Source organism: Sorangium sp. So ce295, from assembly GCF_051527405.1.
GTDB classification, from domain to species: Bacteria; Myxococcota_A; Polyangia; order Polyangiales; family Polyangiaceae; genus Sorangium; species Sorangium cellulosum_B.
Map to the genome: position 1 here is coordinate 1837091 of NZ_CP150324.1, position 15314 is coordinate 1852404.

A 15314-nucleotide genomic window follows, 5' to 3' on the forward strand; every position below is an offset into this window, starting at 1 on the left:
TTGCCATCTCTCTCCATGGAGGCGTCATGATCTCCGACGCGTCGAGCCCCGTGTCGCAATACATCTCCTTCATCATCGCGGGTGACGAGTACGCGGTGAACATCCTCCGGGCGCGGGAGATCGTCGAGCACAGCGTCACATCGCGGGTCCCGATGATGCCAGCGTGCATCGTCGGCGCCATGAACCTCCGGGGCCGCGTCGTGCCGGTCATCGATCTCGCGGTCAAGCTCGGGCTGCCGCCGACGAGGGTGAGCCGGTGGACGTGCGTCCTCATCGTCGAGACCGAGCTCGACGGCGAGAACACCCGCCTCGGCCTGCTCATCGACGGCGTGGGCGATGTGCTCACGCTCTCCGAGGACGAGATCGAGCAGGCGCCGGCCTTTGGCGCGCAGGTGCGCGTGGATCAGCTGCTCGGGATGGCGAAGGTGGGCCAGAAGCTCGTGCTGCTGCTCAACATCGACCGCATCCTCTCGCCGGCGGAGCTCCTGGCCTCGACGCCGTCCGGCCCCTCGGCCCCCGGGGCCCCGCCGGCGCTCCCAGGCGGCCACGGCGCGCCGGCCGGCCAAGGGGACAGGCCATGATCTCGCTCGCCGAGCTGGGCCCGCGCGCCCTCAGCGACGAGGAGTTCGGGCTGTTCCAGCGGCTCGTCAAGCGCGCCTCGGGCATCGCGCTCGGCCCGCAGAAGAAGCCGCTCCTGCTCTGCCGCCTCGGGCCCCGGCTCCGCGCGCTCGGGCTCCGCAGCTTCGGCGAGTACTACCGCCGCGTGACCGCGCCGGACGGCGAGGGCGAGCTCGTGCACATGCTCGACTGCATCTGCACGAACGAGACCCATTTCTTCCGGGAGCGCGCTCAGTTCGAGCTCCTCGAGCGCGAGATCCTCCCGGCGTGGCACGAGAGCGCGGGCCACGGAGCGCCCTTCGCGCGCGGCCGCCGCCCGCTGCGCGCCTGGAGCGCGGCCTGCTCGACCGGGGAAGAGCCCTACTCGATAGCGATGTCGTTGCTCGACAGCCTGCCCTCTCGGGATCGCGGCGACACGGCGGGACAGGCGCCGCCATGGGCCGCCGCCGCGTCGCCCGGCGCTCCGGGGATCTGCATCCTCGCGACGGACCTGTCCGTCCGCGCGCTCGACCAGGCGCAACGCGCGGTGTGGCCGCTCGAGCGGGCCTCGGAGATCCCGGAGGAGCGCCTGCGCAGCTACATGCTCCGCGGGACGGGCGCGAGCGCGGGCCTCATGAAGGCCCGGCCGGAGCTGCGCAGGCTCATCACCTTCCGGCGCTTCAACCTGCTCGACGCGGCGCCCAAGCGATTCGGCCTGTTCGATCTGATCTTCTGCCGGAACGTCCTCATCTACTTCGACGCCGCGACGAAGGCGTCGATCGTGGCGAGGCTCATCGCCAGCCTCGCGCCTTCAGGGTACCTGTTCCTCGGACACGCCGAGGGCCTCCACGGGACGGACCACCGCGTGCGGTGCGTCGCGCCATCCGTTTATCGGCTCCTGCCCCCGGCGGGGCTCGCAGGAAGCCGCACCACATCTAGCCCGGAGCATGCATCATGCTTGCGCATATCGGAGTAGGCCGGAAGCTCTACCTCGGCTTCGCCGCCATGGTCGTCCTCGTCCTCGGACTGGCGGGCACGTCCTACATGAGGTTCGCGGAGCTCGACGAGGCCCGCTCGTGGGACCAGCACACCTACGAGGTGATGCTCACGACGAGAGAGATCATGGCGTCGCTGCTCGACACCGAGACAGGAGAGCGCGGCTTCGTCATCACCGGGGTGGAATCGTTCCTGGAGCCGTACCGCAGCGGGCGAGACCGGTTCGATAAAAACCTGAGCCGTGCCCGGGAGCTCACCAGGGACAACCCGCGCCAGCAGACGCGCCTCGACAGGATCGACAAGCTCCACGACGAGTGGCTCTCCTCCGTGCTGGAGCCGATCATCCAGCAGCGCCGCAGCGCGGACGAGGCGAAGGCGCCGGCGGATCGCGCCGTCGAGGAGGTCAAGCAGGGGCGCGGGAAGGGCCTCATGGACCAGATGCGCACGGCGCTCAAGGAGATCGACGACGAGGAGATCTCCCTCCTCGCCCAGCGGCAGGCGGCGACGAACGCGCTCGTCAAGACGATGTACGTGACGCTGCAGATAGGAGGCCTTCTCGCGATCGTCGTCGCCGCCGTGCTCGCCGTCGTCTTCAGCAGGATGATCCTCTTGCCGCTCACCCAGGCGGTGTCGATCCACCAGCGCATCGCCGGGGGCGACTTCACGGGCCAGGTCACGGTGAAGAGCTCCGACGAGTTCGGCCAGATGCTCGGCGCCGTGAAGGCCATGTCGGAGCGCCTGGCGGGCCTCATCGGCGAGGTCCGGGGCGGCGCGGTCTCGGTCTCGTCGGTCTCGGTGCAGCTCTCGGCGACGGCGCAGAGCCTGTCGCAGGGCACCAGCGAGCAGGCGGCGTCCGTGGAGGAGACGATGACCAGCCTGCAGCAGCTGAGCGGCACGATCGCGAAGAACGCCGCCAACTGCAAGCAGGTCGAGGAGACGGCGCACCGGAGGACGAGGGACGCGGAGCAGAGCGGTCAGGCCGTCCGGGAGACGGTCGAGGCGATGAAGGCGATCACCCAGCGGATCGTGATCATCGAGGAGATCGCGTACCAGACGAACCTGCTCGCCTTGAACGCCGCGATCGAGGCGGCTCGCGCGGGCGAGCACGGCAAGGGCTTCGCCGTGGTCGCCACGGAGGTGCGGCGGCTGGCCGAGCGAAGCCGGGATGCGGCGAAGGAGATCGGCTCGTTCGCCGCGTCGAGCATCGTCGTCGCGGAGCGCTCGGGCCAGCTCATCGCGGAGCTCGTCCCGTCGATCCGGGAGACCGCGGAGCTGGTGCAGGGCGTCGCCGTGGCATCCAAGGAGCAGTCGAACGGCGTGGCCCAGATCAGCGGGGCGGTGGAGCTGATAGAGCAGTCCACGCAGCGCAACGCGGCGATCTCCGAGGAGCTCGCCAGCACGGCGGCCGAGCTCTCGGCGCAGGCAGAGCAGCTCCAGAACGTGATGGCGTCGTTCCGCCTCGCGCAGGAGAGCGACGGCGACCCGGGCCAGAGGCCCGCGGCGCCGCCGCGTCTACCGGACCGCCGCGGCGGCAAGGCGCTGTGGAGGCCGCCGCAGAAGGGCCCCCTGAGCGGCGGCGGCGCATCGAGCAACGGGCGCGTGCCGCACGCCCCAGGCGATCAGGACTTCATCCCCTTCTAGAGCGGCGGTCGCCCGCTTCGGATACGGGCCCACCTCGACGTTTTCGGTGCTCAGCGCACAGGAGTGCGCTTCCGCGCCGAAAACGCCGATCTGGGCCCGTCTCCTGTGCGGTCGCCCGCCGCTCTGCTCCTCGAAGAGGTGACGCTATAACAGCAACTTATCGATGCATCGAGGAGGCCGCGTCCACTCCGCGGCCTGCGGGCGTCACGGCGCGCACAGGCGCAGGACGCGCGAGCGGGCTCAAGCCTCCTCTTCGATCACGTCCTGCGCTTCCTTCTTCATCGGCTTGTACTTGAAGATCGCGCGAATGATGCCGTGATCGTTGGTGCCGTCGGCTTTGTGATCCTCGAAGTTCAAGTGATCGTTGTTCACCGTCATGCCGTTGAACATCCATAGGCGTTTGCGGCTGTTGTCGTAAAACTCCTGGCTCACCAGGATGTGATCGAGCGATTCGCGTATGTCCTGATGGACGTGCGTGTAGTAGACGTCCCTCGTGTCGCGGTACTCCTGCAAGGTCTGCGCGGTATAGAGCGCGGTGTCTCCACCTCCAGCCGAATCGCCTACCAGGTACTTCGGTTGGCCGGTCAGCACGTTGGCCGTGTTGCTCTGCTGCCCATCGTTGATATCGCCGATCACGATGACGGGTGTATTGTTGCCCTTCATCTGTTCTGTCAGAAGGAAGCGAAGCGCCGCCGCCTCCGCCGTTCGACGGATCGTCGAGAGCGCCGACCCGAGCCCGGCCGAGTGCTTTGAATAGGTAGTCCTGTCTGCCTTGTACCAGGCCTCGTTGAACACCTTCGTCGGCGCCTTGGATTTGAAGTGGCAGACGTAGACATGAATCGCAGGGTCGTTTTCACGCGGTTTTATCGTGAAGTGGAGGACCGGCCTGGAGAAGCCGCTGATGCTCACGTTGATGTCCGGCGTCTGCGGATCGTCGCCGCTGGATTGCAGGACGAATTTTCTGGGGAAACGCTCCATCCAGTCCGGCTGGCCTTCCAGGAGCCCCTTGCGTACGATGGCGGCACAGACGATCTTCGTCCCCGTCGCCTCTGGCGGCGCCAGCACATCGTAATTCTCCGTCATGCCCGCGGTCTGCAAGCAGTTGTCCAAGGAGTCGCGGTGCCATAATTCCTGGAACCCGCAGACGTCGGGTTTCAGCATTTTCAGCTGCCGGGCGACCCATTGGAGCTTGAGATTGTATTGATCCTGGGTCCAGCCCTCCGGGTCCGAGTACATCCGCAAGCCAGGTTCGTTGAGGTTGAAGAGGTTGAATGTCGCAATGCTCAGCTCTCTCAGATTCATGGACACTTCCTTTTTTTTTTTTTTCTGGGGATTGCCGCTCGAGTACGAACGACGAACCCGACAATCGTAGATTCGCCGTCCTGCGACGCTTCTCCGCGTCGCTGCTCCAATGCGCGATGCGCGATGCGATGCGCCGCAGGTGCAGCGTCGTCGGTGTGCCATTGAGCGCCACAGGAGCCAGGAAATCCAAACGCGATCCGGATGTCAATCTCCTCGTAATGGCCATCCCACCATACAGCCACGCTGTACGCGCTGGTTTCCGCGGCTCACCTCGAGCCGGCGATCCCGGCGAGGATCAGGTCGATCCCGGCGAGGAGCTCTCCGCGGTCGTCGTGGCCGGGGAGATGGGCGGCGACGCTTCGCGTGAACGGGTACTCGCGGGCGTCGAGCTCGCGCCAGCGGGCCGCTGCCGCCTCGAGGAAGCCGACGCGGTTCGTCGACGGCGCGAGCTCGCGGCGCGCGAACTGGATCGCCGTGGCGTTCTGGACGCTCACCCCGATGACGTAGCTGAGCAGCGTCGACGCCGCGGTGAACTGGGCGCTCCCGCGGACGCCCAGCGCCTCGACCTGGCGGCCGAGGCGCTCGTAGATCCGCAGCATCGCCGTCTCCCACAGAGCGCGTGAGAGCTGCGCACCCACCCACGGATACGCCTCGATCGCGTCGAACACGCCGAGCGCGATGCGGTGGACCTCGAAGCCGCGCTCGCCGAATCAGTCTGATCCAGCCGGTTTCAGTCAAAACCGGCCGCCACCACCACCGGACTGGCCACCACCACCACCACCGGACTGGCCGCCACCGCCCCCGGACTGGCCGCCACCGCCCCCGGACTGGCCGCCACCGCCCCCCGAGTGGCCAACACTGCCCTTGACCGGGCCACTGCCCCCGGCGCTGGCAGCGCTCGTCGTGGGGCAGCCGCGGGCGTAGTTCCTGGCGGTCACCTTGTAGCAGCACAATCCGTCTCGCTGCTTCGCGCTCTCCACCGACACGACCTGGTCGTTGCAACTTCGATCGATCGTGTTGAGCTCCTCCACCGCCTGCTCGCGGTCCAGGCACGCCCCGAGCTCGTCGGGCCATTCGAAGCAGCGGATGTCGTCCCGGCCGAGCCAGTCGCTGCAGCCCGGCGCTGCGATGAGGAGCGCAGCTGTTGTCGACGGGCCGGCGCTCAGCAGGAGACCGGCAAGGAGCGTTCGTCGAAAGGATCGGTCGAGCCGCATGAGGTGCACCTCCAGGCGTTGCTAGCGCGGCGGCTCGGGCACGAACTCGGCGCCCAGCCGGAAGATCAGGAAATCCTTGATCACGTTGTCGCTGGCGCTGGGCCAGACGAACGGGCTGCCGGCCGTGCGGCTCGGGTTCCACTCATACCACATCCACCGGGCCCCCGCGTCGATGCCGCAGACGATGGGGAACTCGTGCCGGGCTGCGGGACGTCCGTGGCGGTGTCATTCTCCCGGCGTCGCGCGCGCCCGCCGCGTCCACCCTCACTTGGGCGCGTCGCGCTTCCTGAACCACTTGGAGAGGTAGCGCTCTTCGAGGTCGATGAAGGCTTCGCGCATCATGGCCTCGTAGACGACGGCCTCGAGGACCCCGGGGCGCGGGGCGGGGGTCTGCTGCTGGATGAGCCCGGCCGGGACCTTCCGCGAGATCTTGTAGCTCGTGAGCAGCGGCTCCGCGTCTCCGGGCAAGATGAACTCCGTTTTGAACAGGAACTTGAGCCCCATGATGATGATCTGCGGCTTCTTGCTGGCATGGGCGATCCCGGACGACTCGACGCGATAGCTCACCACGAGCGAGGGGGAGGTCACGGTGAGCTGCTCCTCGGAGGAGCCCTCGAAGGGCGGGCCCGGCTCGAACGTGACGAGCTCCGGCTCGAACCCCCGCGCGAACCCCTCCACCAGGGCCGACGCGGTCCGCTTCTCCTGGGGATCGAGGCGGGTCGCATCGACGTAGCGGCTCGGCAGGGACGCGGCGCCGCTGAACATCGGGATCTTCCTAACGATGTCGTCGGCGCGCTCCAGGTCCTGCGACGGAAGCCGCCGGAAGCGGACCTGGACGGCCGGGCCGCGGAGGCCCTGCGGCGTGCTCCTGGGCCCCACGCGCTCCGCGTAGGCGAGGAGCCGCCTCACGAGATCCGCGTTCTGCTCGCCCCCTTCGGGCATCTCGCTCTTGTACCGATCGAGCGCGCGCGCATAAAGCGCGTGCCTGGCGTCGTTGAACGTCTTGTCCAGGCCGTGCTTCGGGTAGCGCTCCGCGAACGCCAGCAGCGCCGCGAGCGTACCCACCTCCCGTGCCCGATCGAGCTCCGCGGCGAGCGCGGCGCGGCGGGCCGCGTCGACCTCGGCCTGGATGCCCGTCTTGGGGTGGGCGCGGAGGAAGTCGTCGATGGCCTCCACCGAGCCTTTCGCCACCGCGAGGCGCAGCTCGGCCCGTGGCAGCAGCACCTGGGAGACGACCTCCGCGTGGCCGCGGCCGCGCGCGATGTAGCTCTGGTACGCGGCCACGTCGTCGCGCTCCCGCGCCGCGGCGTACATCCGCGCGTCGCTCATCCGGTTGCGGAGGAAGAAGAGCCCCAGGCCGAGGGCCACGCCGATCGCGGCCGCGAGGAGCCACGCATAGCTTTGCCACCCCGGGACCTCGCGCGAGAGCGGGATCGGCGACGCGAACGGGCTCTGGATGGCGGGCGGCTCGAAGGGATCGAGCCGCCGCAGCTCCGCGGCGTCGGGCTTCGCTCTCATGCGGCTGCACGCCGCTTCGACCTCCCGGATCACGTCGTCCGAGCGCGACGGGTCCTCGAGGGGAAAGGCGTGCTGCGTGCCGCCGAACGTGAGGACCACGGCGCCGCGAGGGCCCGCCGAGACGCGCGAGAGCTCCGCGAGCGAGAAGACCCGGAGCCTGTGGTCGCGCGCGTCGACCAGGTTCGCGGGGAAGACGAACAGGCCGGGCGCGAACGGCAGCGTGACGAGGTCGGCGTTGTAGGCGAGCGCCCGGAGCACGCCGATGACGGTGGTCGCGGCGAGCAGCACGTACGCGGCGGCCGCCGACCTCGGGTGGAGCGCGAGAACGCTGTTCACGTCGCCCAGGCCGGCCGCACAGAGCGCCGCCAGCAGGAGGCCCGAGGCGGCGCTGACCGTGAGCCAGGCCACGATGGTGCGCCGAGTGCCGAAGCGGCTGACGATCGGCGCCGGCGCGAACCGCCCGCGGAACGCCTCGAGCACGCCGTCCTGGATGGTACGCGGAAGCTTGTAGAAATTGATCTCGTTCATCGCGCTGCTCCCACCCGGCGCCGGAGCTCGGCGCCCTTCCACGCCTCGACCTGCCGATCGACTCTAATTCATTTCGCCCCGAGCTCCGAGTCCGGAGATGGCAACTCCTTGCAGCAGGAGCGTGCGGCGATGCGTCGACTTCTGCTCCTCTGGCACTTATGCAGTCTCGTCGGCGCCGGCGCTGCGGTGGGCTGCCGCGATGACGATCCCCGGAGGGACCGATCGAGCGCGCCGGGGCTGCGGCTCCGGCGGTCCGGCGGCTCGAGCTCGGGCAGGCCTCCCCCATGACCCTGCGACGTCGCAGCGTCCGAACCCCGCTGTCCGCCGGCGACGCTGCCGGCGAGGCCGCGGCGCCGACGCACACGGCCACGGGCCCTCTTGCCCGCCGAAGCTCGGGTTTGCGTCGGCGATGCGAGGCCCGCGAGGGACGACGGCCGAGCTGGGCCATCCGACCCTCGCGTACCCGACCCGCTGGCGCGTGGGGCTGCGACCCGCACGCCGGCGTCCTCGCGTTCGAACAGGCGTAATGACCGGACCAACGCATGGGACGCGAGACATCAGCCGACCAACAGCACATTTTCGACGCTTCCAAACAAGGAATGAAGAGTCGAGCTTGAACGCTTAAGGCGAACGCTCCTAGCGAAGGAGGAAGAGCCGGAGCTTCCGACGTGTTCGTATGAGGCAAGGTGAACGCGCAGCGTGCGTTCACGACAAGAGACCACTTCAGTAGACCACGCATCACCGCGGCAAAACGCCGTTTCTTACAGACCACACGCGTAACGCGTAAAAGGAGAGGTAACCCAGCATGAAGATCGTCATCAAGAGCGCGGGCTCGGTTCGCAACGCGGGCTCGGTTCGCAACGCGGGCTCGGTGCGCAACGCCGGCTCGGTGCGCAACGCCGGCTCGGTGCGCAACGCCGGCTCGGTGCGCAACGCAGGCTCGGTGCGCAACGCAGGCTCCGTGCGCAACGCCGGCTCGGTGAGGAACGCGGGCTCGGTGCGGAACGCCGGCTCGGTCCGTAACTAGCGACCGCGACTACAGGGACATTGGTCGCGCCGCGGCGGCGATGAACTCGCCTCCGCGGCGCGCCGCCGTCACCAGGACAATCACGACCAGGCGGGATGACGTCCCTCGTAGCGCAGCCCATCATTGACTGCCTGTCTTCCATGGCGGATCGACGTGCACCGTGAGGGCGAGTTGCCGTCCATTTTGCGCTTGAATCGACCTTGATGGATTGATAGTGTCGACACGTCCCAATAGGAACTCCATGTCCACCGTGTCAGAGCACATCGACATCCCCCTCGCCCCTGCGCCGCCGCCGAGGATGGGCCGATTTCTCGCTCTCGACATGCTCTTCGAGGGCGGACGGATGTTCGTCGGCGCAACGTCGGTGCTCTACCTCCTGTCCAGGGGCTTCCAGCTGCAGGACATCGCGACGTTGAAGTCGGTCCAAGCGGCCGTGATTCTCGTCGGCGAGTTTCCTACTGGTCTCGTGGCAGACGTGGTCGGGCGGCGGCTTAGCCTTGCGCTCGCGCTGCTGCTCGGCGGCGCAGGGTTCTTGCTCTTTTTCACCTGCGATACCTGGGCGTGGTTCTGCGTCGCTGAATGCCTGACCGCCCTGTCGCTCTGCTTCTGGTCCGGCTGCTACGAGGCCTACGCCATCGACTCGTCGGGGCTCGCGAGCTCACCGCAGCACCTCGATCGCTTCTTTTACCTCAACCAGACGTGCAACAGCGTTGCGGTCATGGCGTTCGGCTTCGCTGGCGGGCTCATCGCGGCCCGCGGCGTGGGGCTGCCGTACCTGGGCGCGGCGCTCACCTTCGGTGCCGCGATGGCATGGCTCGTGTTCGCGCTCCCTCGCGACGTGCAGGGTTCTCGCGTCGCGGCGGAGCACACGCCGCTCCGTGTGCACCTGCGCAACGCCTTCGCCGACGGCATCCTGCGGCCGACCGTGCTGCCGCTGTTCCTCGCGAGCCTGCTGGTGCAGCTCGTGATCCAGCCGATCCTCCACTACTGGCAGCCGCTCTTCCAGGAGCTCGATCCTTCCGTCGAGACCACTGCCCTGGGCACGACCTTCATCGCTTATGCCGGCGCCTCCGCCCTGTTCGGGTCCGTTTACGCTGCCATCGCCAAGAGGGCATGGGTACGCAGCGCGTCGTTCATGCTGACGCTCTTCATGAGCTTCTCGGTCCTGTACATGCTCGTCGGCCAGATGCGCGCCTGGCTTCCCGCGCTCGTCGTGTTCTGCTTGCTCCAGGGCAGCCTTGCCTCGGTGCGGAGCTTCCTGAGCGCCCGCATCAACGAGCGCATCACCTCCTCGTCGCGCGCGTCGGTCCTGAGCTCGTTGAGCCTGTTCTCTCGCGTCGGCATGATGGGCGCCCTCGCCATCATCCACTGGCAGCTCTCGGGCCGGGACGGCGAGCGTCTATCTGTCGTGAACCTCTACAACCTCTTCTCGACCGTATCCATCGGGTTGTGCGTGCTCATGGTGATCTTCCTGCTCGTGGTGAAGAATGACAAGAAGCATACATGAACTGGATGTCTCACTGCGCCCGCTCTGCGCGGGTGATCTGGACGCGTTCATGACGTGGGCGTCCGACCCCGAGGTGACTCGCTCCTTGTTCTGGGACAGCTACCAGGATCGTGAGCGTGCCGGCCGCTTCCTCGCGGACGTCGCTGAATCACACCCGTGGTTCATGGCCATCTGCCTGGACGCCACGCCGGTCGGCGCCATCACCCTCGACCGCCGGTCCGGAGCGGCGTCCTGCAGGGCGGAGCTGGGGTATGTCCTCGCCCGCAGGCACTGGGGGCGGGGGATCACGACGAGGGCGGCCTCGCTCGCGCTCGATCGAGGCTTCGCCGATCTGGGCGTGGCGCGTATCGAGGCCTATGTCGATCCGGACAACGTCGCCTCGATGCGCGTCCTCGAGAAGGCCGGCATGGTTCGGGAAGGGCACCTGCGATGTTATCTGATGCACCGGGGAGCGGTGCGCGATAGGTATCTCTATGCAAAATGCAACCAAAGCACGCAGTGAGCGCGCATCGAGGCTTCAGATCCCACGCTACCTCGGGCTGGAGCGCGCTGAAGCGACGCGAGACGGAGCTGTTCAGCTCACGCTGGGTCACACGGATCGGCTGCGAAAGGAGCTCACGCTGGACAGCGAGGGGCTCGACTTCCTGCTCGGCTTCCTGAAGCCCACCACGCTCTCCTCAGCGGCTCGTCGCGTGCGCGAGCGCCCCGCCAAGGCGCAGCGGCTCGGACGAGACCTGAAGTCCGCGGGCATCCTGCGCCCGGCCAAGCCCGTTCCAGAGCGCTTTCGCCGGTACGATCGCCATCTTCTGTTCTACGATCTCGCGGGCGCCGACCCGGTCGCCGTGCAGGCCAGCCTCGCGCGGCGGCGCGTCGCGCTGGTGGGCATGGGCGGAATCGGCAACTGGGTCTCGATGGCGCTCATCGGAGCCGGCTTCGGCGAGCTGCGGCTCATCGATTTCGACGACATCGAGCTCAGCAACCTGACGCGTCAGGTGCTGTTCACGGAGAAGGACGTCGGGCGACCCAAGATCGACGTGGCAGCGGAGCGGCTGGCCGAGCGAAACCGGGGCACGCTCGTCCGTCCGGTCCCGCTCAAGGTGCGCAGCGCGCGAGAGCTGAGCGCCGCGCTGAAGGGCGTTCACTTCGTCGTGCTCTCTGCGGACCAGCCAGCCACCATCCACGAGTGGGTCGATCTCGCCTGCGTGAAGCGACGCATCCCCTATGTGAACCTGGGATACCGCGACGCCACGGGGGTCATCGGGCCGATGACCGTGGCGGGGCGGACGTCGTGCTACCACTGCTTCAAGCCGCGCTCCGAGAAGCGCCGGGCCAAGGGCGGCGCGCGCGACATGGCGGAGCTGCACGAGGCGCTCAACCGTCGCTATCAGGCGCCGTCCTTCGGTCCCGTCAACGCGCTCGTGAGCTCGATCGGCGCGCTCGAGATCATCAAATATCTGGGCGGCTTCGCCGAGTGTGCTTCGATGGGCACCGAGCTCACGGTGGATCCGTTCACGCTCGAGATCGACCGCCGCGCCTACCGCCGTGATCGCTCGTGCTGGAACTGTGGCCACATCGAAGCATGAAGCGTCCGGTCCATCGCATCCAGGCGCGGAGCGTGAGGGACTTCCGCTGGCAGCGCGGTCGTCTCCTGTTGACGCGAGCGAGGTCGGAGGCGAACTTCTGGCAACGGACGGCTTCCGGGCACGTTCGCAGCGGGACGGCGGACGCCCCGTCTGCCGGCGGGCTGAGGGCTCCTGCGCTTTATGAGGTGGCCAGCGACCTCGCCCGCTCCTTCGACGCCGTGCGCCTGGAGCTGCGTGACGAGGTGCGGGAGCTCCGCCGGCCCGCGCGACCGCCGCTGCGGCGCAGGAGCGCGTACCTCGATGTCTCTCGCGACGGCGAGAGCTACTCGTTCCTGAGCGTGTGGGACCGCGGCAGCGCCCAGCGCGCGCGGCGCTGGGCGCAGGCCCTCGTGGAGCACCTGGACCTGCCCGCCGCGAACGCAGGCGAGCTCGACGCGGAGGTGCTCGAGCTGCGGCCTCCCGCGTTCGGCTACCTGCTGCATGAGGCGCTGGGCCACCGCCTCGAGGGGGACGACCATGTCGGGCCGATCGTCTGGCGCCGGTTCAAGGCGCTGAGCTTCGATGTCTGGGATACGCCAGGTCATCCGGAGTGGATCGGCTTCACGCCCTGGGATGACGAGGGCACGTCGGGCCGGCCCGTCCGGCTGCTCGCGGGTCGCGACGGGCGCCAGGAGCTCCTCCGTGCGGCGACTGGCAATCTGCGGGCGGTCGACGCCTCATGGCATCCCCTGGTCCGCCAGCGCTGCCTGGAGGTGCGGCCTCTCTGCCCTGGCAGGCCGCCGCCTCGGCGCTCGGCGCTCGTGATCGGAGACATCGCCGAGGGTTCTTTCCACGGCGATCACGTCGTGCTGCGCTCGAGCCGCCAGCTCTTGCGCCAGCGCGATGGCCGCGTCCTCCGCCTGCCGCCGCTGCGGCTCACCCTGCCGCTCGACGTCGTGCTCGGCTTCTCCCACGACGGCGACGTCGAGGTGTGGAACCCCGGCGCAGGTTGCCACAAAGGGTTGCAGCGCGGGCTGCCGGTGACGTTCTCCTGCCCGTCCGCCTGGCGAGCGATCTCGGACGATCATGAAATGCAAGTCGAGGTGCTCGGTGAAACCTAGCCTTCGCGCGGCGTGCGGCTCGCTGCTATTCCTGGGGATCGTGGCCTTGCAGACCGGGGCCAGCGCGACGCGCGAGAGCCTTTACCCGCTCAACGCCTATCGCATGTTCGATCGACACTGGCCCGATGGGATCGTGATGGAGCGCGTCCTCTACGTCGACGAGCACGGACGCCGTCATCGGCCGTGGGACGTGGTGCACGTGCCGTTCTTCCAGGCAAACCACGCATCCTACGCCACGTTCCTGGATCCGGCCTCGCCGGAGCAGCGCGCGGATCTCTGCCGTTCGGTCCTGGCGGGTCGCTTCCGCCGGCTCTCGATCGTGGCCGAAGAGGTAGAGTTTGTCCGGTCTCCGAGCGGCGCCATGACCGAGAGCGTCGTGCGCTCCGAGGAAAAGCACGTTTGCACCGTCGAGGGCTCGGCGCCGTGAGCGCCGCGGAGCACCTCTGGCGGCGGTGGCAGGAGTTCCTGCTCCACGCCCCGGCGTCGCGGTTCCTGGACCGGTTCCGGTTCGTCCTTTATCCGTACGGCCTGTGGGAGGTCTGGCGGTGGGACTGGTCGTTCTACACCGCGATGAGCCCGCACCTCTATCGACCTATCGGCCTCGCTGCGGTCCTCGGCCTGCCGTTCCCCTCCCACGGGGTTCTGCTCGGCGTCAAGCTCATCGCGACGCTCTGCGCGGCCGCGGCGCTCTTCAATGTGGCGTTCCGGCTGGCCGCGTTCGGGTTCTTCGCCAGCATGCTCCTCCTGGACGCGTGGCATAACATGTTCGGGTTCGTCGACGCGCGCATCCATGTTGTGTGGCTCTGCGGGCTCATGGTGCTGCATCGGCCTGGCGCGCGGTCCGACGCGTGGGCGTCCAGCGCGTCGTTCCGCTGCATGGAGCTCGTCGTGGTTCTCGTGTACTTCCAGTCGGCTGTCGCGAAGCTCATGCGATCGGGCTGGGACTGGGCGCTCGAGGGGACCACCATGCAGATCGCCATGCTGAGGCAGGGAGAGCCGCTCGGTCTCCTTCTGGCCCGGTCAGCGGAGATATCACGCGTGTTCTCCTGCGCTGCCCTGCTGATGGAGCTCGCGTTCATCCTCTATTTCCCGGTGCGCGGCGCGCGCAAGTACCTCCTCGGCGTGGCGCTGCTGTTCCACATGGGCACCCTCGCGACGCTGAGCATCGACTTCAGCCACCTGTGGCTGTTCCACGCCGCGGTCCTGGTGCTTGGACGGGAGCTCATCACGGATGTCCGCCCGACCACCGAGCCTGACGCTGGTGCCCCGGCTGCGCAGGTCTCGCGGGCGTGACGGCACGCCGCAGCCTGCGTGCACGTGACGTCGTTCGGCGGCCGCTTCGACGGGGCGCCGTCCATGGCGGTGGACGAGCGGCGAACGGCCGAGCGAGCCGCTCACATCTCGGCTCGGCGCGCGGGGCGGCGGCCAGGGCCAACGCGGCTGTCCGAGCGGGCTCGGAGAGCGAGCGAGCTCACGGGTTCGCGTAGAAGTAGTAGGTCGCGCTGTAATCGATGCGCGCTTCGGCGCCATCGTGCGCCTTGTCGCAGCCGTCCGCCGGAGCTTTGCCGCCCACGGTCTCGACGCGCTGAATCCACGCGACGTGGCTGAGCACGCCTTGCCCCTCGGTCGACTTGATCTCCAGGAGCAGCCAGGGGATCGCGGTGGCGTCGGGCGCATCGACCTTGGCCTTCATGGCACCGACGATCTTGCTGCCGTCTGCCGCTTCCCACGTCGGGCCGCCGTAATGCTTGCCGAGCGTCTTTCCTGCCTCGTCCGAGAGCGTCGCGTCCGGGGCTTTGAGCGTCCATTCGAATTTCGCCTTGGGCTCCTTGTTCTTGCCGCACACGTAGATCTGTGCGCCCTTGGCGTTCGCCTTCAAGACGAGGTTGGCCGTGCTCGGCGCCTTGATGGCCTCGGGCGTTTCGGGGGGCGCCAGCTTGGGGACGTTCGCAGTCATCGCGGGCTCGGCCGCGGGCGTCGTTTGCAGAGGTGCCGGTGCCGGCGGAGCGGGCGCGGGCGCTTCGGCGCTCGCCAGCGGTTCGCTCGGCGGCGGGCTCGAGGCGCTCGGCGTCGATCCCGCGCAACCACAACCAACGACGATGAGTCCAATCGCATAACGCGCGTTCATGATGAATTCCTCTCTGATCGCGGCGGCACAGGGGGCCAGGAAATCCAAACGCGATCCGAAAGTCAATCTCCTCGTGGCGGCCGTCCGACCGTACAGCCAGGTGGCATGCGTTGGTGCAAATTTCTTGACAAATTGAGATGAATTTGCGCGAACTATCTTCCCAGTCGCGGCTC

Annotated in this window: 16 protein-coding genes; 10 read left to right on the forward strand and 6 right to left on the reverse strand. The window is 68.1% G+C overall.

Going from position 1 to position 15314, the window contains the following annotated elements; translation table 11 throughout:
* Positions 1-26 precede the first annotated feature (26 nt).
* Genes WMF11_RS07005 through WMF11_RS07015 form a run of 3 tightly spaced genes read left to right on the forward strand, consistent with a single transcriptional unit; the run spans position 27 to position 3234 of the window.
* On the forward strand, positions 27-581 hold the full coding sequence (locus WMF11_RS07005) for a chemotaxis protein CheW (protein WP_437976883.1): 555 nt from the start codon (positions 27-29) through the stop codon (positions 579-581).
* Entirely contained in the window at positions 578-1573 is a 996-nt protein-coding gene (locus WMF11_RS07010; RefSeq protein ID WP_437976884.1) for a CheR family methyltransferase, read from the forward strand. The genes WMF11_RS07005 and WMF11_RS07010 overlap by 4 nt, the downstream gene beginning before the upstream one ends.
* Entirely contained in the window at positions 1552-3234 is a 1683-nt protein-coding gene (locus WMF11_RS07015) for a methyl-accepting chemotaxis protein (RefSeq protein ID WP_437976885.1), read from the forward strand. Before WMF11_RS07010 ends, WMF11_RS07015 begins: the two co-directional genes overlap by 22 nt.
* A 240-nt stretch (positions 3235-3474) precedes the next feature.
* Here the strand turns inward: WMF11_RS07015 and WMF11_RS07020 are convergent, their stop codons facing one another.
* The 5 genes from WMF11_RS07020 to WMF11_RS07040 all read right to left on the reverse strand — a co-directional run bounded on the left by WMF11_RS07020 (position 3475) and on the right by WMF11_RS07040 (position 7796).
* Positions 3475-4536: an endonuclease/exonuclease/phosphatase family protein gene (locus tag WMF11_RS07020; RefSeq protein WP_437976886.1), complete on the reverse strand. Its 1062-nt coding sequence runs from the start codon at positions 4534-4536 to the stop codon at positions 3475-3477.
* Positions 4537-4802: 266 nt separating this feature from the next.
* On the reverse strand, positions 4803-5135 hold the full coding sequence (locus WMF11_RS07025; protein ID WP_437976887.1) for a hypothetical protein: 333 nt from the start codon (positions 5133-5135) through the stop codon (positions 4803-4805).
* Positions 5136-5270: 135 nt separating this feature from the next.
* Entirely contained in the window at positions 5271-5750 is a 480-nt protein-coding gene (locus tag WMF11_RS07030; RefSeq protein WP_437976888.1) for a hypothetical protein, read from the reverse strand.
* Positions 5751-5771: 21 nt separating this feature from the next.
* On the reverse strand, positions 5772-5903 hold the full coding sequence (locus WMF11_RS07035) for a hypothetical protein (protein WP_437907665.1): 132 nt from the start codon (positions 5901-5903) through the stop codon (positions 5772-5774).
* A 111-nt stretch (positions 5904-6014) separates the two neighbouring features.
* Positions 6015-7796 (reverse strand): hypothetical protein, encoded by a 1782-nt coding sequence (locus WMF11_RS07040; RefSeq protein WP_437976889.1) that lies wholly within the window; start codon positions 7794-7796, stop codon positions 6015-6017.
* An 805-nt stretch (positions 7797-8601) separates the two neighbouring features.
* Here WMF11_RS07040 and WMF11_RS07045 point away from each other — a divergent pair.
* The 7 genes from WMF11_RS07045 (at position 8602) to WMF11_RS07075 (ending at position 14306) form a co-directional block, all read left to right on the forward strand.
* The gene (locus WMF11_RS07045; protein ID WP_437976890.1) at positions 8602-8823 is read left to right on the forward strand and encodes a hypothetical protein; all 222 of its coding nucleotides are present in this window, start codon (positions 8602-8604) and stop codon (positions 8821-8823) included.
* Between the two features lie 241 nt (positions 8824-9064).
* A complete protein-coding gene (locus tag WMF11_RS07050; protein WP_437976891.1) occupies positions 9065-10330 on the forward strand; it encodes an MFS transporter in 1266 nt (421 codons plus the stop codon).
* Positions 10311-10832: a GNAT family N-acetyltransferase gene (locus tag WMF11_RS07055; protein WP_437976892.1), complete on the forward strand. Its 522-nt coding sequence runs from the start codon at positions 10311-10313 to the stop codon at positions 10830-10832. Before WMF11_RS07050 ends, WMF11_RS07055 begins: the two co-directional genes overlap by 20 nt.
* A complete protein-coding gene (locus WMF11_RS07060) occupies positions 10804-11913 on the forward strand; it encodes a TOMM precursor leader peptide-binding protein (protein WP_437976893.1) in 1110 nt (369 codons plus the stop codon). The genes WMF11_RS07055 and WMF11_RS07060 overlap by 29 nt, the downstream gene beginning before the upstream one ends.
* A 185-nt stretch (positions 11914-12098) precedes the next feature.
* Positions 12099-13013 carry a hypothetical protein gene (locus tag WMF11_RS07065; RefSeq protein ID WP_437976894.1) on the forward strand — a complete coding sequence of 305 codons (915 nt, stop codon included), beginning with the start codon at positions 12099-12101 and terminating at the stop codon, positions 13011-13013.
* On the forward strand, positions 13003-13440 hold the full coding sequence (locus WMF11_RS07070) for a hypothetical protein (protein WP_437907671.1): 438 nt from the start codon (positions 13003-13005) through the stop codon (positions 13438-13440). Before WMF11_RS07065 ends, WMF11_RS07070 begins: the two co-directional genes overlap by 11 nt.
* Positions 13437-14306: a hypothetical protein gene (locus WMF11_RS07075; RefSeq protein ID WP_437976895.1), complete on the forward strand. Its 870-nt coding sequence runs from the start codon at positions 13437-13439 to the stop codon at positions 14304-14306. The genes WMF11_RS07070 and WMF11_RS07075 overlap by 4 nt, the downstream gene beginning before the upstream one ends.
* A gap of 178 nt (positions 14307-14484) precedes the next feature.
* Here the strand turns inward: WMF11_RS07075 and WMF11_RS07080 are convergent, their stop codons facing one another.
* Entirely contained in the window at positions 14485-15189 is a 705-nt protein-coding gene (locus WMF11_RS07080) for a DUF3455 domain-containing protein (RefSeq protein WP_437976896.1), read from the reverse strand.
* Between the last annotated feature and the right edge of the window lie 125 nt (positions 15190-15314).